Consider the following 25,282-nt stretch of genomic DNA (forward strand, 5'->3'; position numbering starts at 1 on the left):
CCGATCAGCCCGTACCGTCGAGGAACAGCCCGGTATTCGCCTCGACTTCCTCGGCGATAAAGTTGGCCACGGCACGCACATGCGCCGATTTCCAGTGGTCTTCGTGAACGTGCATGTGGAAGGTGCGCGTCACGGCCACGGCATCGGGCAGCACCGGCACCAGCGCGGGGAAATCCGCCGCCACGTAAGCCGGGATGATGCAGAGGCAATGTCCGGAGAGCGTGGCGTGAACCTGGGTCAGCAGGTTCGTGCAGCGCACACGCGCCGGAAGCTCGACGCCGACCGCGCCGGAAAAGCTCAGTTCGGGCGAGAACAGCAATTCCTCCACGTAGCCGACGAAGGGATGCTGCGCGAGGTCTGCCTTGGTACGAATCTGCGCAGCGCGCTTCAGGTACGACTTCGTCCCGTAGACGAACATGCGGTAGTCGGTCAGTCGTCGCGACGCCACACGCAGATGCTCCGCACCCGACAGGCCAATGGCGATATCGGCTTCGCGGCGGGTCAGGCTGAAAATCCGGGCCGCGGCGAAAATTTCCACCTCGAGCCTGGGGTGCCGTTCGGTCAGCGCATGGATACGCGGCGCCAGGAACATGCTGCCGAAGCCGTCGGGCGCGCCGATCCGCACGATGCCGGCGATCTCCTGCTCGCCAGCCGCCGCGGCCTTCGAGGCAAGTAGCGCGCCTTCGATCGTCTCGGCGGTGGCCAGTAGCCGCTCGCCCGCATCGGTCAGCGCATAGCCCGTATGGCTCTTGTGAAACAGGCGCGTATTGAGCGTCCGCTCAAGTGCGTGGATATGGCGTGCCACCGTCGTGTGCTCTGTTCCGAGTTGCTCGGCAGCCGCGGAGAGCGTGCCCGACCGGGCAACGGCCAGGAAGTACCGGTAGTCATCCCAGTTGTCATTGGGTCTGGTCGCGGATGGCATTCGTCAATCCAGTTGGAGTCAAATCAGTAATGGGGTCTCGGGCGCCATGGCGCAGCGCGCGATGCTGCCGCCGGTATGCGCCCGGCCCGATGCCAAACTGCTGCGTGAAAACGCGGCCGAACGCCGCCTGCGACGCATATCCGCACTGCTCGGCCACGGCCGCCGCCGACAGATCATCCTGGCGCAGCAGCCGCGCGGCGCGTTCCATGCGCAGCGTCGTCACCAATTCCAGCGGCGTCATGCCCAGTTGCGAGAAGCGACGGGCCAGCGTGGCGCGCGACACGTTGCAAACCTGAGCGAGACTATCGAGAGTCCACGGCTGCTCGGGCGCCCGGACCACGGCGTCGACGGCGCGTGCCATCCGAGGGTCAGCCATCAAGGCAATGACGCCCTGCGAAACACCCCCTTGGGCGATCAGCGTGCGCAGCAGCACGGTAAACAGCGCGGTCGAGAGGTCGGCGATGATCGCAGCGCTACCCGGGCCGGGGCGCTCCGCTTCCACATGCATCATGCCGATCAGGCCGCGCAGCCAGGCCAGATCGTCCGCGCCGCCCTCGCCTTCACCATCGCCGTTGCCTCTTGTGCCGACGCACAGCATCTCCGGCAACGCGCTCAGCAGAACCTTGGACGCGCTGCCAAGCACGAACGTGCCGCACAGGATGTCGAGCGGCGCCGCCGCGCCCGGTACCGACACTTCCGTCACCACCCCGTTGAACTGCCGCGACTCCGCCGCCCTGCGCCGGCCGCCCTGCATGCCATGCAACGTATGGGCGGCGCCATGCGGAAACAGCAGCACATCGCCCATGCCAACCTGCAGCGTCTCCTTGCCCACCTGCACGCTGGCCTGTCCATCCAGGATCACGTGGTATGGCACGTGACCGGGTGGCGCCTGTTCATTGTGGGCCGACCACGCACCCGCCACGCGGCAATGAAGGTCCACCGTGCCGGCTGGTGCCAGCAGGCGCACGAGTTCGCTAAGGCTGTCCATGGAGCACGCCCCGATGTGAGACGATCGAGCAAAAAGATGAGCCGATTCTAATCCATGCGAATCGCACTCGCACCTACCATGGAGTCCATGGAAGCGTTGCCACATACCGGCGCCTCCGAACCCCGATACCCGTGACACGAAGGAGAAAGATCATGACCACCCGCCTGCATACCATCGCCGTCCAGGACGCCACCGGCCAGACCGCCGAACTTTTTGGCGCGCTCCGCGGGGGGATCGGCAAGGTGCCGAACGCCTACGCAACGATCGGCAGCAACGCGCCGGCTGTGCTCGCGCAGGCGCTGCAGACGAATGCGGCGCTCAAGAAGGGCAACCTGTCGGCGCGTGAACTGGAAGCCATCAACCTCTCCGTGAGCGAGCACAGCGGTTGTGACTACTGCCTGGCCGCACATACGCTGACGGGCAAGATGGCCGGTTATACCGGCGATCAAATGCGCCAGCTTCGTCGGGGCAGCTACCCAGAGGACGCAAAAATTGACGCGCTAACCCGCTTCGCGGTGGAACTGGTGAGCACGCGCGGCACGGTACCGGCTGCAAGCCTGGACGCGATACGCGCCGCCGGCTACAGCGATGGGCAGATCGTCGAGGCCATTCAGGCCATCAGCGCGATCCTGTTCACCAATATGATCAATCGCGTCAACGACACGACCCTGGACTTCCCGGCCGTAGCATAAGGAAACGGGCCCGTATGGGCCCGTTTCAGCATCGGTGGCGTCACGCTTGCCCGGCTAGTGCCACGCGCTGCCCACCTGGATATAGAACGCATTCTGGTCGCGGCTGTGCGCCACGTCGATACCCATCGACAGGCCCAGCTTGCGGGCGATCATGTAGCGGAAACCGCCACCGACGCTGACCACGGTAGACGCATCGGAGAAATCGTTCCACCGCCCGTACGCCTTGCCCGCGCCCGAGAACGCCAGCAGCGACCAGCGCGGCGTGACGTCCCAGCGCAGTTCGACTTCGGTCATTACGGCGTTGCGGTCCTGATAGCGCCCCTTCTGCACACCGCGCAGGTCCACATAGGGCTGCGCGTAGAACGGCACATCACCTGTGGAGAAACGCGTATCGCCGCGCAGGCCGAGGATCAGCGTGCGAGCCACCGGAATCCACGTGAAGCCACGCGCGTTGTACATGTCGAACGTCTGTGTGCTGCCGAAGCCGGCTCGCGCGAACTGCGCTTCCAGCTCGGCGTAGGTGCCCTTGTTCGGATAGAAAATGTTGTCGCGCGAGTCGTAGTCGATGACGATACCGCCCTTGCCGATACGCTGGTCGCGCTCGAAGCTGCCCAGTTCCTGCGCAGAGTTGCCGAACTTGAAGGTCGCGGACGTATCGGCAAATACGTAGCGCGGACCGATAAACCAGTGCGTGTCGCCCACCCGGATCAGCACCTGCTGCACCAGCGCGAAGCCGCTCAGCTCATAGGATCGCGGCTGGTTCGAGACACCGAAGTACTCGAGATTGGCGTCCACCTTGCCGATACCGCCCAGATAACGGATGCGATCACCATCCCAGGTGTGGAAATGCCCGAAGCCGGCCGCCCACGTGCCGTTATCGGTATAGGCACCGCCCAGCACCGTGATATTCGGCGGCGCCGGCCCCTTGCCACTGGCCCGGGCCTCGGCGGCCGCATCCGCCATGGATTCGGAGAAGAACAGCAGTCCGAGCCCGAAGCCGTAACCCACCGCCGGTTCGGTGATGATCGTCGGCACCGGCAGCGCGCCCTTGTGATTGAGCAGGAAGTCGCTCATATCGAGCTTGCCATCCTCCGGATCGAAGAACGTCAGTTTCTTCTTTGCCGGAGGCTGCATCTGGTCCGCCGGCTTGGCGGATTCGGACGGTTTTGTGGATTCCGCCTGCGGTTGTGATTGCGTTTGCGTCTGAGACTGAGATTGGCCCTGATCTTCGGGCTGAGCCTGTCCATAAACCGGCGATCCGGCGGCAGCAGCCAGCAGCGCCAATGCAGATATCAGAATCGCGCGCGTCATTTTCCAGATGTCATATTGAAACCGGCAACGACGGTCCTCTGCGGGACACCGCCCCCTTACTCAGTTTGCCGGGGTCGAATAGAGTGACACTTCGATCCCTTTTTCTGATTTATCCGCGACTGTACCGGAGCAACACCCGCGACGCGGCGCTATGCGTGATGAACTTTCTCGTCCGCAGAATTTAGATTTTTTTCCCCGCGCACCTTTTCGAATACCCCAATTGGGGCATTTCCAATGACCGGACATCCGCGCCAGACGGCGGTTTTGGGAAATCGCACTCAATTTCATTTCTTCTACATCGACTCACAACAAAACTAAATTCCCATTCTGTCGCGAATTCGCCAGACTTCTTTTCGGCAAGTGTCTGCATCACAAGTCTCTCGATCATCGAAAAAGGACACGATAGTGAAACACTACACACCCGAGAACTTCCATCTCACCCAGAGCATTGGTTTCCACCTGAACAAGGCGCGCAACAGCCTGCTTCTGGAAATGGATTCCGCATTACGTCCCCTGGACATCAATGGGCAACAGATGGGCATCCTGCTGGCGCTGACCCGCGGCATGGCGGGTACGCCGTTTGAGATCAGCAAGCTGCTCGGCATCGACAGCGGCCTGATGACGCGCATGCTCGACCGGCTCGAGGAAAAAGGCCTGCTGGAGCGCAGTCGCAGCATCGACGACCGTCGCGTGGTGAATCTGACCCTGACCTCCAAGGGCAGACTTGTTTCGGCAGAGATCCCGTCGATCGCACCGGAAGTGCTGAATGAGCGACTGAAGGCATTCACGCCCGAAGAGTTCGACGAATTCCGGCGCCTGCTGCAAAAGTTTGTTATGGGTTGACCACATCTGGCGAGTTGAGCGCGCGACCGGCCAGGTCGTGCGCCGGCTGCGCCTCGCGTCAGCGCATGACGGACGCAGGCCGTCGCGCTGGCCCGCCCCCCTCACTCACTCAGGCCTTGGGATTGAGAGACCCCACCGCCCGCATCGATTGCTCGATCGCTGCTGTCACCGACGGGCTCCCGGCCGTATCGGCCCCCGCAATGCGGATGTTCCCCACGCCCCGCCCTGCCTGCTCCAGCGCAACTTGCAGGTTTGCGTCGTCGGGCGCGAAGCCGGATGGCATGTAGCTGTATCCGTGCGCCCAGCGATTGACGGTAATGCCCTGGATGTCCCGGACGGACTTGAATCCGCCCGCCGCCAGCATACGGTCGAGCTGGGTGCGGATATCGCGCTCGAGCGCCTCGAACGGCGTACCAAGCAGAAAGGCACGACCGGCGCGGAACCGCTCGCGGGCCGACATGCCGCTATCGGGCACGGTCGGCACATAGAGCATGTGGAGCACGACCGGGTCATCCTTGCCGCCCGGCGCGGATTCGAGCCAGAGGTCCGAGTAGGCCATGGTCGGCGCATGGATCCGCCACGTCTTCAGCGCATCGAACGCGCGCCAGTTGTCGAGCGCCACCTTGGTGTAGACAAGCGGCGCCTTCACGCACGAGCGCAGCGCGGCCTTGGCTGGCGCCGGCAAGGAAGGCAGGATGAACGGCACCATCATGTCGTAGCCGGCCACGACGACGTGCGCGGCTTCCACGCGTTGCAGGTTGCCCTGCCACCCGTAGGTCACGCGCGTGATCCGCACGTCGGGTTCGATCGCGATGGCGGTGCTGTTCAAACGGATACGCACCGGATTCCCTTCCCGGTCGAGCTTGCCGTAGTCGAAACGCGCGCCGACGATTTCCTGCCCCTGCGCCGCCGCCACGCCTGGCACCAGCTTGCTCGCCAACGCTCGCGCCAGCGTGGCGTTGCCGTCCGGAAACCAGAGCCGCGAGGCCGGTGACTTGCCCAGCCTCGGGTCGATCGCCGGGGCGGCCATGCCGGCGCCGGCCGGCAAACCGATCGCGATGGCCTGCGCCACCGTGATGCCGTCGGCATCGAGCGCGTAGGCGTCCTGGCTGCGGCTGCGCAGGAACCGCAGCCCCGGTAGCCCTAGCCCGGCCTTCTCGCGCAGAAACACCGCATAGCGCGTGGATTGCGCGTAACGGGCTCGCGCCTCGCCAGCCATGCCTGACAGATAGTCAGTCTCACCTTGCGCCAGACGCTGAAGCGCCTGCCGGTCGGCTGGCGGCAATGGCGCGGCGTTCAGGAAGGCGCCCAAATCGTCCAGTGCTGGACGCGTCCCGGCGTTGCGCGCGTCGACCAGCGCCGCGAACGGATCGCCAGCCAGCCATTGATCGCGCCCAAAATGTTCGGCATCGAAGAACACGGCACGCCCGAGGCCTCGCCGCGCATAGTCGTCCCCGGGGCGCGCCTGGATCGTCGGCGCCAGGTCGAGCCCCGCCAGCAACGCCCGCACGGCCGCGTTGTCGCTGGCCGACGGCGGCATCTCGGCACTGCCGCCGTAGGTAACCAGCGTGCGGCCACGCACCGTGAACTCGTTCCGCTTGGCGTGGCCGCCGAAGTCATCGTGGTTGTCGAGGATCAGGATGCGCGCGTTGCTACCGAAGCGCTGCTGGTAGAACCACGCCGCAGCCAGCCCACCGATGCCGCCACCTACCACCACCAGGTCATAAGATTCGCGCGCCAGCACGCCCGGATACTTCGCACCCTCCCGCGCCAGGCTATGCGCGAGCGTAAACGTACCGGGGTGGTTGCCACGCAGGCCGGTCAGCGCGGGAGGATAGGCAGGGCCCTGCGCCTCCGCAGCACGCAGCAGGCTGGCCGGTGCGAGCCCGGCGGCAATCGTCAGCGCCGTACCATTCAGGAAGTCTCTGCGAGTAATGGTCATCGTGCGTTCGTCGCCTGCTTTCCTGTTGCCTTGCGGCGTTCCGCCACGGTTTGCGCCGTCACGGGCGCGGCGCGATTCCCCCAGCTGCTGCGGATGAAGGTCAGCAAATGTGCCAGTTCCTGGTCTTCCATGGTCCAGCCATAGCCGGGCATGTGGTAGTCCGTGGGAGCGGTGTTGACCCGCGCCGTGACGGCGCCATTGAGCAGCAGGTTCACCAGCGATGCGGGATTCGGGTCCACCACCGTCGGGTTGCCGGCCAGTGGCGGAAATACCCGCGCGTAGCCCTTGCCGCTGGCGTTGTGGCACGGCATGCAGTAGGTCGCGTACTGGCGCGCCCCAGCGGTATCGAACCGCCCCTGCTCGAGTTGCGTGGCAACGGTCGCGTCATAACGGAACGGCTCTACCTCCCGGCGCGCGCCCGGGATCGACTTGAGATAGGTCGCCACGGCGTCGAGATCGCCGGGGGTCATGTACTGGGTTGACGAGGCGATGACCGTCGACATCGGCCCGAACGACGTGGCATGGGCGTTGCGCCCCGTGTGCAGGTATTCGACGATCTCCGCCAGCGACCAGGCGCCAAGCCCGGTCAGCATGTCGCCGGTCAGGTTCGTGGCCGACCACCCCTCGACCGTTGCGCCGGACAGAAAGTCGCGGCTGCGTGTATCGGTTCCTTTCTCGCCGAACAGCGTGCCACGAGGGGTATGACAGGCGCCGCAGTGCGCCACGGCCTGGACGAGATAAGCGCCGCGATTCCACGCCGCGCCCCGATCGGCGCTCGCCGGTATCGGCCCTTCCTCCAGATGGAGCAAGTTCCACGGCACCATGAGCCACCGCATGCTGTATGGCCAGCGCATCTGCGCATCACGATTGGTCTGCGCTACCGGCTTGACCTCGGCGCGCAGCCAAGCATACACGGCGGCCACGTCGTCCCGCGTCATACGCGCGTACGACGGATACGGCATGGCGGGATACAGGCGCCGGCCGTCACGGGCCACGCCGCGCCGCACGGCACGGTCAAAGTCGTCGAGCGAATAGCGGCCCAGGCCGGTACTGGCCTCAGGCGTGATATTGGTGGAGTAGACGGTGCCGGCGCCCGTCTGCAGTGGCAATCCGCCGGCCATCGGCGCCCCGCCCTCGGCGGTGTGACAGGCGACGCAATTGGCGACACGCGCCAGGTAGCGGCCGCGCTCTACCTGCGCCTGGGAAGCAGCGGGCGGCGCCGCCCATGCGGTGCTCACCGACAGCCACGTCATCCATGCCAGCCATCCGATTGCGAATCCACGCATCGCGGTACCGTTCTTGTTGTGATGCACCTCGGGGACACCGCATTGTTACCCAAATTTCGCCATGCGTGCGCGCTTTCGATCCCGCAAGTATTCGGCCAGACCAAAGCCACCCTGCACCACCAATGCCAGCACCGCGGCCGGGATCGCGCCGCCGAGAAGCTGGGTGGCGTCGTTCAGCGCCAGTCCGGTCACGATCCGCTCGCCGTACCCGCCCGCGCCGACAAACGCAGCGATGGTCGCCGTGCCTACGCTGATGATGGCTGCGGTCTTGATACCGGCCAGCAGCACCGGCAGGGACAGCGGCAACTCCACGTACCAGAGCACTTGCAACGGCCGCATCCCCAGTGCCAGGGCAGCATCGCGCATCCCCGCCGGCACTTCCTGCAGCCCGGTGCACGCGTTGCGCACGATCGGCAGCAAGGCATAGAGGAACAGCGCGACCAGTGCCGGCCAGATGCCGATACGGCCCAGCGCCGGTATCAGCATCGCCAGCAGCGCCAATGACGGGATGGTCTGCAACATGCCGACCAAGGCCAGCAACACCTGACCGAACCGGCGCCGGCGCGCGGCCACCACACCCAGCGGCACGCCGACCAGCGTGGCGGCCCCCACCGAGCCGCCGACCAGCGCCAGATGTCGGGCAGTCAGGCGCCCGGTCTCCGCGTTCGTCAGCATCGCCGCCAGGTTGTCGCGCTGATCCGATCTCGCCACACCGTTCGCCGATACCCCCGGGTGCCCGGACAGGAAATTCCGGGCCACAGCAGAGAACGTCTTCCCATCGACTTCCGCTGCCGCATTCATGGCGATCATGTCCTGCGTTCCGATGGTGCCAGCCAGACGCCGCAGTGCCTGCCACGCCGCCGCATGACGCATCGGCACGTCGAGCCGGTAGACGATCACTGCCTCGTAGCGCGGGAACACGCGCTGGTTGTCCTCAAGCACGCGCAGGTGGTACTTGCTGATCTTGGCATCAGTCGAATAGATATCGGTCGCGTCGATCTGTCCGTGCGCCAATGCCTCGTAGGCGAGGCCATGATCGATCCCCGCTGGTCGCTGAGGCAATCCATACGCGCGCTTGAGCGCGGGCCAGCCATCGGCACGGCCAAGAAACTCGTGCGACAGGGCGATCCGCAGGTCCGGTTGCCCCGCAAGGTCGCCAAGCGCGCGCAGGCTGACTGGCTGGGCATCGGAGACCGCGATCGCATAGGTATTGTCGAAGCCGAGCGCGATGGCCGCGCCCAATCCCATCGGCGCCAGCGCGGCGTTGATCTGCTCCAGCGTGGCGGTACCCGGCAGTCTCAGAATCTCGCTGGCAAGCGTGCCGGTGTAGTCCGGGTATAGGTCGATGCTGCCGGCCTGGAGCGCCTGGAACACGATGGCGGTGTTGCCCAGCCCCGGCAGATAGCGTACCGCGCCGTGCGGCTCGGCAACCTGCCTCAGGATCTCACCCAGGATGTAGGACTCGGTAAAGCGTTTGGAACCGATGCGCAGCGTGTCGGCGCCGGCAGCCGGACCACAGGCCATGACCAGCAGCACTAACAGCGCGCCAAGGAAGCGGCATTGCCGGAGGGCGAACCGCGTAAATGAATGAAACAAGCCGAAGCCTCCGCTCGGTGATGTCCCCCCATCATAAGGGCATCCGGCAAGCGCCGCGGCAGATCAGGTGTGTCAGGCGGATCAGGTGGCCGCCGGGGAGACGTGGATCGCCAGCCAGATGGTCGGCTGTGCCACGTCGGTCCTCGCCACGCGGTGGCGGCAGTGGGCCGGCAAATGAAGCCAGTCGCCGGCGCCCAACGTGTGCGTCGTGCCGTCGTCGACTTCCACGGCGGCGCTGCCGCTGATTACGAGCACCCACTCGTCGTCGGTGCTGTCGTACCAGAAGTCGGGCGCGCTGGCCTGGCCGTTCGAGACGATGCGCTCGATACGCACCCGTCCCGCCGCCTGCCATGCCATCAGATCGGCAAAGATCTCCGCCGATGCGTGAACCGGTACGTCTCGCAGTAGATTGCCGGTGGTCGCCGTCATCGTCAGTTCCTTAGTCGGACGGCCCCGGCGCCAGCACTTCGCGCGTGCCGTTGCGGCCCATCGGGGATACCAGCCCCGCCGCTTCCATCTGCTCGATAAGGCGCGCGGCACGGTTGTAGCCGATGCGCAGTTGCCGCTGCACGGCGGAAATCGACGCGCGCCGCGATGTCAGCACGAACTGGGCGGCCTCATCGTAGAGCGGGTCGGACTCGCCGTCGCTGCCGTTGTCGCCGAACAGATCCGCGGCGCCTTCGGGCGCGTCGCCTGCCAGGATGGCCTCGTCGTAGTCGGGCTCGCCGAACTGCTTCCAGTGTTCGACCACGCGATGCACTTCCTCGTCGGCCACGAATGCGCCGTGCACACGCTGAGGATAGCCTGTGCCCGGCGGCAGGAACAGCATGTCGCCTTGCCCCAGCAGACTCTCGGCGCCCATCTGGTCCAGGATCGTGCGCGAGTCGATCTTCGAAGACACCTGGAACGCCACGCGGGTCGGGATATTGGCCTTGATCAGGCCCGTGATCACGTCCACCGACGGCCGCTGCGTGGCCAGGATCAGGTGGATGCCGGCCGCGCGCGCCTTCTGCGCCAGCCGGGCGATCAGTTCCTCAATCTTCTTGCCGGCCACCATCATCAGATCGGCCAGCTCGTCGATCACCACCACGATCAGCGGCAGCGTGGACAGCGGCTCGGGCGCATCCGGCGTCAGCGAGAACGGGTTCGGCACCTTCTCCCCGGCGGCTTCCGCCACGCGAATCTTCTGGTTGTAGCCCGCCAGATTGCGCACACCGAGCGCCGACATCAGCCGGTAGCGCTTTTCCATTTCACCGACGCACCAGTTGAGCGCGTGCGCGGCCTGCTTCATGTCCGTGACCACGGGTGCCAGCAGGTGCGGAATGCCCTCGTAGACCGACAACTCGAGCATCTTCGGGTCGATCATGATCAGACGCACGTCTTCCGGCGTGGCCTTGTACAGCATCGACAGGATCATGGCGTTGACGGCCACCGACTTGCCCGAGCCGGTCGTGCCGGCCACCAGCAGGTGCGGCGCGCGCGCCAGATCGGTCACCACCGGGTTGCCGGTGATGTCCTTGCCCATGGCCAGCACGAGCTTCGACGCGTGCGCCTGGAACGCTCCGCCATTGACGATTTCGGACAGGCGGATCATCTGCCGCTTCGCGTTCGGCAGTTCCAGACCCATGCAGGTCTTGCCTGGAATCGTCTCGACCACGCGGATCGATGTCACGCCCAGCGCGCGGGCCAGATCCTTCATCAGGCCCACCACCTGCGCGCCGCGCACGCCCATTGCCGGGTCGACTTCGAATCGTGTGATGACCGGACCCGCGCTGGCCCCGACCACTGACACCGGCACCTTGAACTCGGCCAGGCGCTGGGCGATCAGTTCGCCGGTCTGCTCCAGCCGCTCCTCGGACACCTGCTCGGCGTTCTCGTCGGCCGCTTCCAGCAGGCTGGCGCCCGGCAGACGGTAATCGACGATTCGCGGCGCTGGCGGCGCAGGGGGCGCTGCCAGGGGTGACGGCGGCACAGGCGCGGCCATCACCGGGGCAACCGTCGCCGGCGCCTGGGCGCCAAGTGCCACCGTCCGCCCGACTACGGCCGGCAGGACGATGCGTGGCTTGGGCGTTGGCTGGACGAAGGTGTTGGCATCCACCACGGCGGACGGGTCGTCGGCCTGGCTATCGTCGGCCTGGCTATCGTCGGCCTGATTTTCGCCCTCCCCTGCTTCCTCCGCTGCCGCCTGCAATTCGATTCGGGATTCGTCAGACTCGGGATCGCCGGCATCGGCCACCGGGGTGCTTGCTTCGTCGCTGGCCGGGACGGCCTCGGCGAGGATCGCTTCGGTGGACTCTTGTTCTGCGGTTTCGGTTGCGGCTTCGGTTGCGGCTGGCTCCTCGTCGATGGCGTCCGCTTGGACGACCTCCGCCTCGGCCATTGAAGCTGCCACGGCCAACTGGATCGCCATATCGTCGGCATCGCCCTGCTCTGCTGGCACGTCCGGGATGTCAGCCAATACCGGCTCCGCGAAGCGTGCCGGCAGCGCCTCGGCTACCATCGGCGCGGCTTCGGGCACAGCCTCTACCACTGGCGAAGGCTCCGCTGCCACCGATGACTGCACGTGCCGGCCGGCCAGCGCCTGCAACTCGGCCAACAAGGCCAGCGCCTCGTCGCGAATCGCGTCCATCGTCACTGACGACTCCGGCGTTTCGCCGGGCGCGTCGGATCCGTCGTTGACTGCGGACGTTTCCAAAGCGGCGGACGCGCCCTGACGTTCGACGGCAAGGTCGTCAGCGACAGCCGCAACGGCTACCGCCTGTTCTACAACCTCCGCCGTGGCTGCCGGGGCCCCGGTAGCCGCCGACGCGGCCACCGTGGCCGCAACTACCGGCTCGGGCAGCGTGGTAACTGCCGAGCGCAGGCCGAGCTGCGGATTACGGAACGGGCTGCTGACAACCGTCGCGCGCGGTGCTGCCGGCTTCGGCGCAACCGTGGCTTCCGCCTTCGCCTGGACCGGTGCGGCTGCGGCGGGACGGACGGCCGTCGGCACAGGGTTGGCCGCGCGAGGCGTGGGTGGCGTCGTGGAAGACTTCTGCGCGGTAGACGGAGCAGGCTTGGGCACCACCGGCGCCACCGGCTTCACCGCCCCTGGCGCCTCAGCATGATGCAGCCAGATCTCGCCCGGTTGTGGCGGCGACTCACGCGTGCGGGGCGGCGGTTGCCACGCGGGCTGACGGCGGGCGGAAACCGCCTCGATACCTTTCTGGCGCGGCTGCGTGGGCTGCCAGCCGCCGGCCGACTGCGCCGGCAGCGACGTGGTCTCCCAGCGTTCGACCGAATCACGCGGCGAAGCCTGCGGCGCGGTGCTATCGCTACGGAGTTCGCTGCGCGTGTCGTGACGGAAATCTGTTGTACGGGTGCTGGCTCGCGATTCGAATCGGGAATCGGCGCGCGACTTCGTCCGGGTGTCGCCACGGTCCTCGTCACTTTCCACGCGCGGCTTGCGCAGCAGGAACAGGCTGCGCCATGTCTCGCCGAATACCATGGGCGCGGTCAGGCCCAGCACCGCCAGCATCATCAACAGCGCGCCAGTCCAGCCGAGCACTCCGGATGCCACGCCGGCCAGCGCGTGCCCGACGGCACCGCCCGCGGTCTCGCCTTCGCCGCCAGTCAGCGATTCAAGCGTGGCGCTGGCACCCAGCACGAGTACCGTGCCAAGCAGCACGCGCAGCGAGCCACGACCAAGCAGCCGCCGCTCGCCGGCCAGCACACGCCCCACTGTTTGCCATACGAGCGGCAACAGCCACAAGGTCGACAATCCGAACCAGCCCAGACCCATGATCAATTTGACACGTTCAAAACTACGGGCAGCGATTGTAGCGGGTCTGGCTCTGGTGCCATGCGCGAATTTGTGACGCGATGTCGCGGAAAGCGCCGATTTTGGTGAAAAAAGATGGTGACGCAGGGATGAAGGTGCGCGGCGACGGGTAGCGACGCGTTACTGCGCCGCGCGGAACGGGTACTTGAGGAAAATCTGCGTCACGACCTTGTCGATAGCCTGCTGGCGGGTCTGCGGGTCCACGTCGCTCGCGTCGCCCTGCGCCACGCCCTCCCAGACGAGCTGGTTCCTCTGCGCATCGACGATATCGATATTCAGCGTGCCTTCGGTGTAGGTGTAGGTATCGCTGTAGAACCCGTAACCGGGCCATGGCGCATAGAGACCGCCGCGATACGCGTAGTAGCCGGCGTATCCGGGCGGCGGCATCGGGGCCGGGTTGCTGACGACTTTCTCGCGCAACTGCGCGTTAAAGTTGACCAGCAAGTCGGGCAGATGAGCCGCATATCGATAGCCGCGCGCGGACATCTCCCGGTCGACCGCCGTCTTCAGGTATTGCGTAGTCAGGCTCTCATACCCGCTGTGGTCCGTGCCGGGATGCGCCACGAATCCAAACGTCCGGTACTTCGAGAAGTCGTTCGCATGGTTGTAGTCGGCACGAATATCAGGGCCAGTCGCGCAGCCTGCCAGCGACACCAGCACCACCATCCAGGGCGCGGCACGACGAAATCGACCAAGACTCAGCATCGCGGTGCCTCCGTCAGTTCCACCTGCCATCAATACCGCCGAAGCTCAGACGTCCGGCACCGAGCAGGGCCACCGCGAGCGCGCCCGCCAGATACATCCCCTGCAATTCCAGCGCCCAGCCACCGGTTGGCGCCATCTCCATGAGCTGCTTGGTGTGGACGAGCCCAAACGCGAAGAGCATGTTGATGACGACGATCAACGCCGCCGCCCGGGTCCACAGGCCGACGATCAGGAGGATGGGGGCCAGCACCTCGCCCACGTAGACCAGATAGGACAGCTCCACCGGAAGGCCGGCGTCGGTGACCACCTTCACTACGAAACCCGGGCCAGCCATGATCTTCGAGATACCGTGCAACAGAATCAGCACCCCCAGCACGATACGAAGTACGGCTTTGCCAAGATCCTGCGATCCTTGCGAGTGACTCATTTCGACGGCTCCTTGCATTGGACGATGCGGTATCACATGGAACGCATGTGACCTGTACTCCCTACATTAGGTCGTGCTGGCGTGAAGGTAAAGGCGCAGCACCGTACAGGTTGCCCGCTGTCGGGGCTGTCGGAACTGTCGGGACTGTCGGGACTGTCGGGACTGTCGGGACTGTCGGGACTGTCGGGACTGTCGGGACTGTCAGGACGCCTCCAGCTCCTTCGCCTTGCCGCCGGCGCGCTGCGCGGGCTCGGTCGGTGGCGCCACGTGCATTCCCAGGCTGACGTTCGGAATCATCCCCATCTTGCGCGCGCATTCGGGCAACACTTCGCCCAGATAATCGAGAAAGCGGCGAAGTGCGGGCGTCACCCCCTGCCGCGACGGAAAGACCGCGTGCAGCACCCCCATCGGCAAGTCCCATTGCGGCAGCAGTACTTCAAGCTCCCCCCGCTCGACTTCATCGCGACAGTACATGCTCGGCAGCAGTGCCACGCCGACACCGGCAATTGCCGCTTCCCGCAGCAGCGCGAACTCATCGGAGATGAGCTTAGGGTCGTAGCTCACATGGACCTGCTCACCAGTCTTGCTGACGAGCGGCCACACATGCTTGCCATCGTGAGGCTTCTGATTGACGCCGGGCATCCCCTCCAGCGCCTGGGGCGTGCGCGGCCGGCCAATGCTGTCGAGCAGTGCCGGGCTGGCCACCAGCCGCAACTCGCTCTTGCCGAAGGTGCGCACGGCCAGGCTTGAATCCTCCAGCACGTTTCGCACGCGCAGGGCGAGGTCGAATCCCTCCGCAATCACGTCGACACGACGGTTGGTGGCTTCGACTTCAAGCTGGATGCCGGGGTTGGCCCGCATGAAATGACCGATCGAGGGTGCCAGCAGCACCTGTGCGATACCGACCGGGCAACTGATTCGGAGAAAGCCTCCCGGTTGGTCGCGAGCATGTTCGATCACTTCGCGGGCGGCCTCCGCCGCATCGAGCATTTCGCGGCAGCGGGCATAGTAGGCCTCGCCAAGCGGCGTCACGCGCACTTGTCGGGTGGTCCGGCGGAGCAATTGCACACCCAACTCCTTCTCGAGCTGTGCAATCCGGCGGGAAAGTCGCGATTTCGGCACGCCGGTGGCCCGGCTTGCCGCTGAAAAGCTGCCGTGCTGCACCAGCTGGGCAAACAGCGACAAATCGTTGAGATCCTGCATGGCGGGCTCCTTCAAGGCGGGCAACGGCACGTAGGCGGCGAGGCGCATGCCGTTGCAGCGATAGAACAATCATTTGCATTTTGCCTCACTACCGGCACCAATGGGGAACCTCTATCTTTCAGCCATCCAAACCGAATTCCCAAGTGGAGCCAGACATGAACATCCTGCAAATCGATTCGAGCGTACTGGGCGACAACTCCGTATCGCGTTCCCTGACCGCCAGCATCGTGGCCGACCTCGTTGCCAAGAACCCCGGCGCCAAGGTGACCGTACGCGATCTGGACAAGGAAGCCCCCGCCCACCTCGGCAACCACCTGCTGCCGGTGCTGGGTGGCCCGAAGGACGGCCTGAACGCCGTGCAGCAAGCCGAACTCGAGCGCACCGAAACGTTCCTGGCCGAATTCATGGCTGCCGATGTGCTGGTGATTGGCGTGCCGCAGTACAACTTCAGCATCCCGAGCCAGCTCAAGGCCTGGATCGACCGTATCGCGCAAGCCGGCCGCACCTTCCGCTACACCGCCAACGGCCCTGAAGGCCTGGCAGTCGGCAAGCGCGTGATCGTGGTGTCGTCGCGAGGCGGCGTGCGTCAGGACGCCAACACGCTGGACCTGCACGAAGTCACCATTGATGCAGTGCTGCGCTTCCTCGGTATCACCGACATTAGCATCGTCCGCGCTCACGGTCTGGCCATGGGCCCCGACGCGCGCGAAGCCGGTCTCACGACTGCCCGCTCGCAGATCGCCGCGCTCAACGACGCCGCGCTGCGCGCCGCCGCCTGAGCCTGACAGTCTCTCCCTCTCCGTGTAGTTCCCGGCGCCCTCCCCGGTGCCGGCGATCCTTAAGACAGGTGCCTCCCCCAGGCACCTGTTTTTTTGTGGGCCTCGCAAACGCCCACCTACGTCAAACTCCGATGGCCTTGCCGCTCGCCCCGACATGCGGATGGGTCTATGATTGTTCGACATTTGCCGCGCCTTCCAGGAGTCTGCATGACCTCAGCCCTGCTGCCTGCCGCCGCCAGTCATCCACCGCAAGAACCCGCCCTGCTCAGCCAGTACCGTCATGTGCGCAGCGCTACGGAAGCGATGGTGGCGGACCTGTCAGATGCTGACGCAACCGTGCAATCCATGGACGACGCCAGCCCAGCGAAGTGGCATCTTGCCCATACCACCTGGTTCTTCGAAGAGTTCGTGCTAGCCGCCCGGCTGCCCGATTACGAGCCGGTCGATCCGCAGTATCGCTATCTGTTCAATTCGTACTATGAAGCGGTCGGCGCGCGCCACCCGCGTCCGCGCCGCGGCCTGCTGACACGCCCGTCGCTCGACGAGGTACTGGCGTATCGCGAAGCCGTCGATGAAGTGATGGAATCGCTACTGATGCGGGCCCAGACCGACGACGAAGCGGCGTTGATCACGCTTGGCCTGCATCACGAGCAGCAGCATCAGGAACTCCTGCTGACCGATATCCTGCACCTGTTCGCGCAGAATCCGCTGCGCCCGGCCTATGCGCCGACGCTGCCGTCCCCGGTTATCGCTGACCCCCGCCCTGCGCCAGAGTGGATCGCCTTTCCGGGCGGCGTGGTGACGATCGGCCACAGTGGAGACGGTTTCGCGTTCGATTGCGAGGGCCCGCGCCACCAGGTACTGCTGCAGCCATATCTGCTGTGCTCGCACCCGGTCAGCAACCACCAGTGGTTTGAATTCATCGAGGATGGCGGCTACCAGTCGACCGGCCTGTGGCTCTCCGATGGCTGGCGCTGGGTCTGCGACAACCAGATCGAAGCCCCCCTGTACTGGGAAGAGCGCGACGGCACGTGGTGGCAGATGACGTTGCGTGGGATGCAGCCCGTCGATCCGGACAGCCCGGTCACGCACGTGAGTTTCTTCGAGGCCGACGCATTCGCGCGCTGGGCGGAGCGCCGCCTGCCGACCGAAGCTGAATGGGAGCACGCGGCGCACAATCTGCCCGCCACCGGCAATTTCGCGGAAGGCCGTGCGCTACGTCCCCTGCCCGATCGTCAGAACACGGCTGGCTCCCTGCGCCAGATGTTCGGCGACGTGTGGGAGTGGACGGGCAGTGCCTTCCTGCCCTATCCCGGCTTCCGGCCACGCGAGGGGGCCGTGGGCGAGTACAACGGCAAGTTCATGAGCAGCCAGATGGTGCTGCGCGGCGGTTCCTGCGTCACCGCCGAATCCCATATCCGCGCAAGCTACCGCAACTTCTTCTATCCCCACCAGCGCTGGCAGTTCACTGGGGTGCGACTTGCGGACGATGTCTGACACGTAAGCCAGTCCCTTTCGGTCTTTCTTGTCGTCTTTTTATCGGTTTTTCAAGACCTTGGACGTTTAGCCCAAATTATTGGTGGCGAATAATTCTGGCCGTTAATTGCGAAATAACGGACTTCATGAAGGATCGGATGTCGGTCACTCCTCGCGCAACCGTCGCCAAAGGGTCGTCGGACTGATACCTAGCTGGGCACAGGCCGCTGCGCGGTTACCGCCGCAATCGGCCAGCACACGGCGGATATGCTCGGCCTGGCTTGCCTTGGCCACCCCTGCCAGCGATTGCGCGGGTACGCCGTCGGACATCTCGATGGCCATCCCGTAATCGCCGGAAAACAGTTCCGGCACCGCCGCCTGCAACTCCCGCTGCAACGCCACAGGTGTCAGGTTCGCGCCGGCCACCAGCACTGCAATCCGCTCGGTCACGTTCTCGAGTTCGCGAATATTCCCCGGCCATACGTAGCGCGCCAGCCGTGCCCGCACGATCGCGGGTAGTGGTTCCCCATCCGACATGCCGAGCCGTTCCTGCGCGCGCCGGTACAGCAGTTCCGCCAGCACGGGCAGGTCTCCCGCGCGGTCACGCAAAGGCGGCATCTCGATGCGGAGGATGTTCAGGCGGTAGTAGAGATCCTGGCGGAATGCCCCATCGCGCACGAGCGCGGCCAGGTCGCGGTGCGTGGCGGCGATCACCCGCACATTGACCGGCACGGCCTCGATCGCGCCGATCGGCAGCACCTGTTTCTCCTGCAGCACCCGCAGCAGGCGCGTTTGCAGCGCAGGCGGCATATCGCCGATCTCGTCGAGGAACAGCGTGCCGTTGTGCGCCGACTCGAACAGGCCAGCCTTGCCGCCACGCCGGGCGCCCGTGAACGCCCCCTCCTCGTAGCCAAACAGCTCGGATTCGAGCAGTGTCTCGGGGAAGGCCGCGCAGTTGACCGCCACGAAGGGAAAGGCGCGGCGCGGACTCGCGTCGTGCATCCCCTGCGCCAGCACTTCCTTGCCGGTACCGCTTTCGCCGCTGACCAGCACGGTCGAATCGACCATCGCATAGCGCCGCGCCAGCGCGCGCAGATCGCTCATCGCCGGCGAATCGCCCGCCAGGTCGTCCAGGCTGTAACGCACGCCAGCCGCCCGGGCGCGTGTGCGCGAGCGCAGGTTGCGGTCCGCGCGGTGAATCGCGTTGGCGTCCTGGATCGTCAGCACGGCACCGGTCGTGCCGGCCTCGCTCATGATCGGAATCCGGTTGACGACCACCATCTTGTCGCCCAGCCGATGGATTGCTTCGAGCTCGCGCGCGCCGCTCTGCATCACGCCGTCGAGGGACAGTCCGGGCGCCAGCGTGGATAGCTTGCGACCCACCGCAACCCCGGCAGGCGTGCCGAGGAATCGCTCCATCGCCGGATTGAACGCCTGCACCCGCCCCTCGCCATCGACCGCAGCCACGCCTTCGTTCAGGTGGGCAAGAATCGTGTTCACGTATTCGCGTCGCGTGGATTCGATACGACGCAACCGCGCGGCCTCGATCGCATCCTCCAGCGCCAGCCGCACGGCATTGCCCGAGTAGAGAAACACGCCGACGAGCCCGTACTTGTCGGCCATGTCTGTCACCAGGCCCGGCCCGACCACTACGCGCACGCCCTCTTCCTTGAGCGCCCGCACGCGCGCCGTCGCATCGTCTTCGGTCAGATAGGTGTAGCGCGGGATATCGAGCGAGAAGGCCCGCACGAACTCGTCGACCTCGGCGTAGGTGGACGCATGCGTCACCAGCGCCACCTTCGGCGAAATACGCCGGGCGGTGGCCAACGCGCTCATGACGTCGAAGCCGGTCACCTTGACCAGCACCACCGGCACATCGACGTGCTGGCGCAGGTAGGCGCCGTTCGATCCGCCCGCCACCACCACGTCGACGCGGTTCTCCCGTGCCTCCCGGTTGATGGCGCTGGCTGCGGCTTCGAAGGCCCGGCCAACGATCCGGAATTCCGCCCGGCCCGCGTAGGCCGGAATCAGTTCGGCAAAGGCGCGCGAGAGACGGCTGATGCCCATGGCCCAGATCCTCGGGCGGGCGCCAGGGGCGACGGGGCCTGCGGGGTTGAGGGAAATCGGCTGAGGAACGGTCGGGTGCGACGGTGTCATGGAACAGCTTCCAACGCGGGCGTATAGTCGATCTGGATTCTGCACCGGCCGGCCCGGCATTTCAACTTTGAAATGCGTGAATTTCAAAGCCGAACACTGGAATGCCATCGGCGCCACTTTCCGGCATGGGCCGCGCACTGCACCCACATGGGATAAACCACTGATCAATAAGGAAAAACCGTCGAAAAATGAGCGCGACAAACATCTGCCGCAAGCATCACTTGGCAGCTGGCACACCCCTTGCGCCATAGGGCCGCCCTGTCCCGACAGGTTTCAGCATTCACGAATAACGGATTCACGCCATGACCTTTACCGCCACCGAACTCGCCCGCTCCGCCGGCGCACGCTTCCGCCAGGCCCTGATCGATGAAAGCCCCCTGCAGATCCCGGGCACCATCAATGCCAATCACGCGCTGCTGGCCAAGCGGGCCGGTTATCGCGCGATCTACCTGTCGGGCGGCGGCGTGGCTGCTGGCTCGCTGGGTCTGCCTGACCTGGGCATCTCGAACCTGGACGATGTGCTGACCGACATCCGCCGCATCACCGACGTGTGCGACACGCCGCTGCTGGTCGACGTCGACACCGGCTTCGGCGCCTCGGCATTCAACGTGGCCCGCACCACGCGCTCGCTGATCAAGTTCGGCGCAGCCGCCATGCATATCGAAGACCAGGTCGGCGCCAAGCGCTGCGGCCACCGCCCGAACAAGGAAATCGTCACCAAGGGTGAAATGGTCGACCGCATCCGTGCCGCCGTCGATGCCCGCACGGACGAGAACTTCGTCATCATGGCCCGCACCGACGCCCTGGCCGTCGAAGGCCTCGACAGCGCGATCGAACGCGCCGTGGCCTGCGTGGAAGCCGGCGCCGACGCCATCTTCCCCGAGGCGATGACCGACATGGACATGTACCGCAAGTTCGTCGATGCCGTGAAGGTGCCCGTGCTGGCCAACCTGACCGAATTCGGCGCCACGCCGTACTACACGCTGGACGAACTGCGCAACGCCGGCGTTGCCATGGCGCTCTACCCGCTGTCGGCGTTCCGCGCCATGAACAAGGCGGCCGAGAATGTCTTCCAGGCGATCCGCCGCGAGGGCACCCAGAAGAACGTGGTCGACACGATGCAGACGCGCGCCGAACTGTACGACCGCATCGGCTACCATGACTTCGAGCAGAAGCTCGACGCGCTCTTCGCACAAGGCAAGGGCCGCTGATCCAGCACCCACCGCCATGACCGCACGTAAACACACCAAGCTTAACCAGGAGACCCAAATGTCCGAAGCCCAACCGCTGGCCACCCCGAAGCCCAAGAAGTCCGTTGCCCTGTCAGGTATCGCCGCCGGCAATACCGCACTGTGCACCGTGGGACGCAGCGGCAATGACCTGCACTATCGTGGCTACGACATCCTCGACATCGCCGACACCTGCGAATTCGAGGAAATCGCTCACCTTCTGGTCCACGGCAAGCTGCCGACCAAGTCCGAACTGGCCGCCTACAAGGCCAAGCTGAAGGCACTGCGCGGCCTGCCCGCCAACGTGAAGGCCGCCCTGGAATGGGTGCCGGCCAGCGCCCACCCGATGGACGTGATGCGCACTGGCGTATCGGTGCTGGGCACCGTGCTGCCGGAAAAGGACGACCACAACACCCCGGGCGCGCGTGATATCGCCGACCGCCTGATGGCCAGCCTGGGCTCGATGCTGCTGTACTGGTACCACTACAGCCACAACGGCCGCCGCATCGAAGTGGAAACCGATGACGACTCGATCGCCGCCCACTTCCTGCACCTGCTGCACGGCGAAGCCCCGTCGAAGCTGTGGGAACGCGCGATGCAGACCTCGCTGATCCTGTACGCAGAGCACGAGTTCAACGCCTCGACGTTCGCCTGCCGCGTGGTGGCTGGCACGGGCTCCGACATGTACTCGGCCATCTGCGGCGGCATCGGCGCGCTGCGTGGTCCGAAGCACGGCGGCGCCAACGAAGTGGCCTTCGAGATCCAGAAGCGCTACGACACGCCGGACGAGGCAGAAGCCGACATCCGTCGCCGCGTGGAGAACAAGGAAGTGGTGATCGGTTTCGGTCACCCCGTGTACACGATCTCCGACCCGCGTAACGTAGTGATCAAGGAAGTCGCGCGCAAGCTGTCGAAGGACGCCGGTTCGATGAAGATGTTCAACATCGCCGAGCGCCTGGAAACGGTGATGGCCGACGCCAAGAAGATGTTCCCGAACCTGGACTGGTTCAGCGCGGTGAGCTACCACATGATGGGGGTGCCGACCGCGATGTTCACGCCGCTGTTCGTGATCGCCCGTACCTCGGGCTGGGCCGCACACGTGATCGAGCAACGGGTCGACAACAAGATCATCCGCCCGACCGCCAACTACACCGGCCCGGAAAACCTGAAGTTCGTGCCGATCGAAAAACGCGCCTGATCCGATACCCAGGCACGCAAGATCCGCAAGAAAAACGTGCCGCCGTCCGCGCCCCAGGGCGCGCCGGCCGGCGCGAAACAGTCCTCACACGACGCCATGAACACTGCATTCCGCAAGCCGCTACCCGGCACCAAGCTCGACTACTTCGATGCGCGTGCCGCGGTCGAAGCCATCTCCCCGGGCGCTTATGACAAGCTGCCCTACACGTCGCGCGTGCTGGCCGAGAACCTCGTGCGCCGCTGCGACCCCGCCACGCTGACCGCATCGCTCAAGCAACTGATCGAGCGCAAGCGTGAGCTCGATTTCCCGTGGTTCCCGGCCCGCGTGGTCTGCCACGACATCCTGGGCCAGACCGCGCTGGTGGACCTGGCCGGCCTGCGCGACGCCATCGCCGATCAGGGCGGCGACCCCGCCAAGGTCAATCCGGTGGTGCCGGTGCAACTGATCGTCGACCACTCGCTGGCCGTTGAATGCGGTGGTTTCGACCCCGATGCGTTCACGAAGAACCGCGCCATCGAGGATCGCCGCAATGAAGACCGCTTCGATTTCATCAACTGGACCAAGAAGGCGTTCCGCAACGTCGACGTGATCCCGCCGGGCAACGGCATCATGCACCAGATCAATCTGGAGAAGATGTCGCCCGTGATCCACGCCGACCACGGCGTGGCCTACCCCGACACCTGCGTCGGCACCGACAGCCACACGCCGCACGTCGACGCGCTCGGCGTGATCGCGATTGGCGTGGGCGGCCTGGAAGCCGAAAACGTGATGCTCGGCCGCGCCTCGTGGATGCGCCTGCCGGACATCGTCGGCGTGGAGCTGACCGGCCGTCGCCAGCCTGGCATCACCGCCACCGATATCGTGCTGGCCCTGACCGAATTCCTGCGCAAGGAAAAAGTGGTTGGCGCGTACCTGGAATTCCGTGGCGAAGGCGCTTCGTCGCTGACGCTCGGCGACCGCGCGACGATTTCGAACATGGCCCCCGAGTACGGCGCCACCGCTGCCATGTTCTTCATCGACAACCAGACCACCGAATATCTGCGACTGACCGGCCGTGACGAGGCACAGGTCCAGCTCGTGGAAACCTACGCCAAGACCGCTGGCCTGTGGGCCGACGCGCTGACGAAGGCCGAGTACGAGCGCGTGCTCCATTTCGACCTGTCCACGGTCGTGCGCAACATGGCCGGCCCGTCGAACCCGCACAAGCGCCTGCCGACCTCCGACCTGGCTGCCCGCGGCATCGCCGGCAAGTGGGAAGAAGTGCCGGGCCAGATGCCCGACGGCGCCGTGATCATCGCCGCCATCACCAGCTGCACGAACACCAGCAACCCGCGCAACGTGATTGCCGCCGCCCTGCTGGCGCGCAACGCCAACGCACGCGGCCTGACGCGCAAGCCCTGGGTCAAGTCGTCGCTGGCACCGGGATCGAAGGCCGTGGAGCTTTATCTGGAAGAAGCCAACCTGCTGCCCGACCTGGAAAAGCTCGGCTTCGGTATCGTGGCGTTCGCCTGCACGACCTGCAACGGCATGTCCGGCGCGCTGGATCCGAAGATCCAGCAGGAAATCATCGACCGTGACCTCTACTCCACGGCCGTGCTCTCCGGCAACCGCAACTTCGACGGCCGCATCCACCCGTACGCGAAACAGGCGTTCCTGGCATCGCCGCCGCTGGTGGTGGCCTACGCCATCGCCGGCACGATCCGCTTCGACATCGAACGCGACGTGCTGGGTACCGATACCGACGGCAAGCCGGTGTACCTGAAGGACATCTGGCCGACCGACGAAGAGATCGACCTCATCGTCAAGCAGAGCGTGAAGCCCGAGCAGTTCCGCAAGGTCTACGAGCCGATGTTCGCGCTGCAGGCGGAAAACGACACGTCGATCAGCCCGCTCTACGACTGGCGCCCACAAAGCACGTACATCCGCCGTCCGCCGTACTGGGAAGGCGCGCTGGCCGGCGAGCGCACGCTGCGCGGCATGCGTCCGCTGGCGGTGCTCGGTGACAACATCACCACCGATCACCTCTCGCCGTCGAACGCGATCCTGCTGAACAGCGCGGCCGGCGAGTACCTGGCCAAGATGGGCCTGCCGGAAGAAGACTTCAACTCGTACGCGACGCACCGCGGCGACCACCTGACCGCGCAACGCGCCACATTCGCCAACCCGACGCTGATCAACGAGATGGCCGTGGTCGAAGGTGCGGTCAAGAAGGGTTCGCTGACGCGCATCGAGCCAGAAGGCAAGGTCGTGCGGATGTGGGAAGCGATCGAGACGTACATGAACCGCAAGCAGCCGCTGATCGTGGTCGCCGGGGCCGACTATGGCCAGGGCTCGTCACGTGACTGGGCCGCCAAGGGTGTGCGTCTGGCCGGCGTGGAAGCCATCGTCGCCGAAGGCTTCGAGCGCATTCACCGCACCAATCTGATCGGCATGGGCGTGCTGCCCGTGGAGTTCAAGGCCGGTGAGAACCGCGCCACGTACGGCATCGACGGCACGGAATCCTTCGACATCATCGGCGCACGCAAGCCGCGCGCGGAACTGACGCTGGTCATCCACCGCAAGAACGGCGAGCGCGTGGAAGTGCCGGTGCTGTGCCGCCTGGACAGCGACGAGGAAGTTTCGATCTACGAAGCAGGCGGCGTGCTGCAACGCTTTGCGCAGGACTTCCTCGAGTCCTCGCGCGCGGCGGCATGACGGGAGACTGACGA

The 25,282-nt window shown here is 65.4% G+C and carries 20 protein-coding genes; 8 read left to right on the forward strand and 12 right to left on the reverse strand.

Annotation, left to right across the window (positions count from 1 at the left end; all coding sequences use genetic code 11):
• Positions 1-4: 4 nt before the first annotated feature.
• Together B2246_RS05815 and B2246_RS05820 are read right to left on the reverse strand one after the other, a co-directional pair.
• Entirely contained in the window at positions 5-922 is a 918-nt protein-coding gene (locus tag B2246_RS05815) for a LysR family transcriptional regulator (RefSeq protein WP_008649637.1), read from the reverse strand.
• Positions 897-1,910, reverse strand: a complete 1,014-nt coding sequence (locus B2246_RS05820) for a cupin domain-containing protein (protein ID WP_008649638.1) — start codon at positions 1,908-1,910, stop codon at positions 897-899. Before B2246_RS05820 ends, B2246_RS05815 begins: the two co-directional genes overlap by 26 nt.
• Positions 1,911-2,062: 152 nt before the next feature.
• On the opposite strand from B2246_RS05820, the gene B2246_RS05825 reads away from it, so the two are divergent.
• Positions 2,063-2,602, forward strand: coding sequence for a carboxymuconolactone decarboxylase family protein (locus B2246_RS05825; protein WP_286880761.1), 540 nt, complete (start codon positions 2,063-2,065; stop codon positions 2,600-2,602).
• A 54-nt stretch (positions 2,603-2,656) separates the two neighbouring features.
• Here B2246_RS05825 and B2246_RS05830 read toward each other — a convergent pair whose 3' ends face one another.
• Positions 2,657-3,913: a BamA/TamA family outer membrane protein gene (locus tag B2246_RS05830; RefSeq protein ID WP_008649640.1), complete on the reverse strand. Its 1,257-nt coding sequence runs from the start codon at positions 3,911-3,913 to the stop codon at positions 2,657-2,659.
• A 405-nt stretch (positions 3,914-4,318) separates the two neighbouring features.
• On the opposite strand from B2246_RS05830, the gene B2246_RS05835 reads away from it, so the two are divergent.
• A complete protein-coding gene (locus B2246_RS05835; protein WP_008649643.1) occupies positions 4,319-4,756 on the forward strand; it encodes a MarR family winged helix-turn-helix transcriptional regulator in 438 nt (145 codons plus the stop codon).
• A 109-nt stretch (positions 4,757-4,865) separates the two neighbouring features.
• On the opposite strand, the gene B2246_RS05840 is transcribed toward B2246_RS05835, so the two are convergent.
• From B2246_RS05840 to B2246_RS05870, 7 genes are all read right to left on the reverse strand, one after another.
• Positions 4,866-6,698 carry an NAD(P)-binding protein gene (locus B2246_RS05840; RefSeq protein WP_286880762.1) on the reverse strand — a complete coding sequence of 611 codons (1,833 nt, stop codon included), beginning with the start codon at positions 6,696-6,698 and terminating at the stop codon, positions 4,866-4,868.
• Positions 6,695-8,011 carry a cytochrome c gene (locus B2246_RS05845; RefSeq protein WP_008649645.1) on the reverse strand — a complete coding sequence of 439 codons (1,317 nt, stop codon included), beginning with the start codon at positions 8,009-8,011 and terminating at the stop codon, positions 6,695-6,697. Before B2246_RS05845 ends, B2246_RS05840 begins: the two co-directional genes overlap by 4 nt.
• An 18-nt stretch (positions 8,012-8,029) precedes the next feature.
• A complete protein-coding gene (locus B2246_RS05850) occupies positions 8,030-9,580 on the reverse strand; it encodes a glycine betaine ABC transporter substrate-binding protein (protein WP_286880763.1) in 1,551 nt (516 codons plus the stop codon).
• 81 nt (positions 9,581-9,661) lie between these two features.
• Positions 9,662-10,009 (reverse strand): cupin domain-containing protein, encoded by a 348-nt coding sequence (locus B2246_RS05855; protein ID WP_286880764.1) that lies wholly within the window; start codon positions 10,007-10,009, stop codon positions 9,662-9,664.
• 10 nt (positions 10,010-10,019) lie between these two features.
• Positions 10,020-13,361, reverse strand: coding sequence for a DNA translocase FtsK (locus B2246_RS05860; protein WP_286880765.1), 3,342 nt, complete (start codon positions 13,359-13,361; stop codon positions 10,020-10,022).
• A gap of 159 nt (positions 13,362-13,520) precedes the next feature.
• A complete protein-coding gene (locus tag B2246_RS05865; protein WP_008649649.1) occupies positions 13,521-14,105 on the reverse strand; it encodes a DUF4136 domain-containing protein in 585 nt (194 codons plus the stop codon).
• Between the two features lie 13 nt (positions 14,106-14,118).
• Positions 14,119-14,532 (reverse strand): DoxX family protein, encoded by a 414-nt coding sequence (locus tag B2246_RS05870; RefSeq protein WP_035882094.1) that lies wholly within the window; start codon positions 14,530-14,532, stop codon positions 14,119-14,121.
• 47 nt (positions 14,533-14,579) lie between these two features.
• Here B2246_RS05870 and B2246_RS29150 point away from each other — a divergent pair, with 47 nt between their 5' ends.
• Positions 14,580-14,816, forward strand: a complete 237-nt coding sequence (locus B2246_RS29150; RefSeq protein ID WP_414646340.1) for a thiocillin family RiPP — start codon at positions 14,580-14,582, stop codon at positions 14,814-14,816.
• Here the strand turns inward: B2246_RS29150 and B2246_RS05875 are convergent.
• Positions 14,734-15,735, reverse strand: coding sequence for a LysR substrate-binding domain-containing protein (locus B2246_RS05875; RefSeq protein ID WP_286880766.1), 1,002 nt, complete (start codon positions 15,733-15,735; stop codon positions 14,734-14,736). The genes B2246_RS29150 and B2246_RS05875 overlap by 83 nt on opposite strands.
• Before the next feature lie 155 nt (positions 15,736-15,890).
• Between B2246_RS05875 and B2246_RS05880 the strand changes: the two genes are divergently transcribed.
• Positions 15,891-16,514, forward strand: coding sequence for an FMN-dependent NADH-azoreductase (locus B2246_RS05880; RefSeq protein WP_008649655.1), 624 nt, complete (start codon positions 15,891-15,893; stop codon positions 16,512-16,514).
• A 207-nt stretch (positions 16,515-16,721) separates the two neighbouring features.
• A complete protein-coding gene (egtB, locus tag B2246_RS05885) occupies positions 16,722-18,011 on the forward strand; it encodes an ergothioneine biosynthesis protein EgtB (protein ID WP_186425345.1) in 1,290 nt (429 codons plus the stop codon).
• A gap of 144 nt (positions 18,012-18,155) precedes the next feature.
• Here egtB and prpR read toward each other — a convergent pair whose 3' ends face one another.
• Entirely contained in the window at positions 18,156-20,147 is a 1,992-nt protein-coding gene (gene prpR, locus B2246_RS05890) for a propionate catabolism operon regulatory protein PrpR (protein WP_286880768.1), read from the reverse strand.
• Positions 20,148-20,449: 302 nt separating this feature from the next.
• Between prpR and prpB the strand changes: the two genes are divergently transcribed.
• The 3 genes from prpB to acnD all read left to right on the forward strand — a co-directional run bounded on the left by prpB (position 20,450) and on the right by acnD (position 25,268).
• Positions 20,450-21,358 (forward strand): methylisocitrate lyase, encoded by a 909-nt coding sequence (gene prpB, locus B2246_RS05895; RefSeq protein ID WP_011516322.1) that lies wholly within the window; start codon positions 20,450-20,452, stop codon positions 21,356-21,358.
• 58 nt (positions 21,359-21,416) lie between these two features.
• Positions 21,417-22,574, forward strand: a complete 1,158-nt coding sequence (gene prpC, locus B2246_RS05900; RefSeq protein ID WP_186425344.1) for a bifunctional 2-methylcitrate synthase/citrate synthase — start codon at positions 21,417-21,419, stop codon at positions 22,572-22,574.
• Between the two features lie 96 nt (positions 22,575-22,670).
• Complete coding sequence (gene acnD, locus B2246_RS05905) at positions 22,671-25,268, forward strand: Fe/S-dependent 2-methylisocitrate dehydratase AcnD (protein WP_286962397.1); 2,598 nt, start codon at positions 22,671-22,673, stop codon at positions 25,266-25,268.
• The last annotated feature ends 14 nt before the right edge of the window (positions 25,269-25,282 follow it).

Origin of the sequence: Cupriavidus sp. UBA2010 (assembly GCF_002335265.1) — a bacterium.
Lineage (GTDB): Bacteria > Pseudomonadota > Gammaproteobacteria > Burkholderiales > Burkholderiaceae > Cupriavidus > Cupriavidus metallidurans.

Excerpts from the sequence above, each read along its gene's own strand:
- prpR (WP_286880768.1), bottom strand. The coding sequence starts at position 20,147 with ATGACACCGTCGCACCCGACCGTTCCTCAGCCGATTTCCCTCAACCCC.
- B2246_RS05865 (WP_008649649.1), bottom strand. The coding sequence starts at position 14,105 with ATGCTGAGTCTTGGTCGATTTCGTCGTGCCGCGCCCTGGATGGTGGTG.
- B2246_RS05860 (WP_286880765.1), bottom strand. The coding sequence starts at position 13,361 with ATGGGTCTGGGCTGGTTCGGATTGTCGACCTTGTGGCTGTTGCCGCTC.
- prpB (WP_011516322.1), top strand. The coding sequence starts at position 20,450 with ATGACCTTTACCGCCACCGAACTCGCCCGCTCCGCCGGCGCACGCTTC.
- B2246_RS05830 (WP_008649640.1), bottom strand. The coding sequence starts at position 3,913 with ATGACGCGCGCGATTCTGATATCTGCATTGGCGCTGCTGGCTGCTGCC.
- prpC (WP_186425344.1), top strand. The coding sequence starts at position 21,417 with ATGTCCGAAGCCCAACCGCTGGCCACCCCGAAGCCCAAGAAGTCCGTT.
- B2246_RS05840 (WP_286880762.1), bottom strand. The coding sequence starts at position 6,698 with ATGACCATTACTCGCAGAGACTTCCTGAATGGTACGGCGCTGACGATT.
- egtB (WP_186425345.1), top strand. The coding sequence starts at position 16,722 with ATGACCTCAGCCCTGCTGCCTGCCGCCGCCAGTCATCCACCGCAAGAA.
- B2246_RS05820 (WP_008649638.1), bottom strand. The coding sequence starts at position 1,910 with ATGGACAGCCTTAGCGAACTCGTGCGCCTGCTGGCACCAGCCGGCACG.
- B2246_RS05880 (WP_008649655.1), top strand. The coding sequence starts at position 15,891 with ATGAACATCCTGCAAATCGATTCGAGCGTACTGGGCGACAACTCCGTA.
- B2246_RS05875 (WP_286880766.1), bottom strand. The coding sequence starts at position 15,735 with ATGCAGGATCTCAACGATTTGTCGCTGTTTGCCCAGCTGGTGCAGCAC.
- B2246_RS05855 (WP_286880764.1), bottom strand. The coding sequence starts at position 10,009 with ATGACGGCGACCACCGGCAATCTACTGCGAGACGTACCGGTTCACGCA.
- B2246_RS05825 (WP_286880761.1), top strand. The coding sequence starts at position 2,063 with ATGACCACCCGCCTGCATACCATCGCCGTCCAGGACGCCACCGGCCAG.
- B2246_RS05870 (WP_035882094.1), bottom strand. The coding sequence starts at position 14,532 with ATGAGTCACTCGCAAGGATCGCAGGATCTTGGCAAAGCCGTACTTCGT.
- B2246_RS05815 (WP_008649637.1), bottom strand. The coding sequence starts at position 922 with ATGCCATCCGCGACCAGACCCAATGACAACTGGGATGACTACCGGTAC.
- acnD (WP_286962397.1), top strand. The coding sequence starts at position 22,671 with ATGAACACTGCATTCCGCAAGCCGCTACCCGGCACCAAGCTCGACTAC.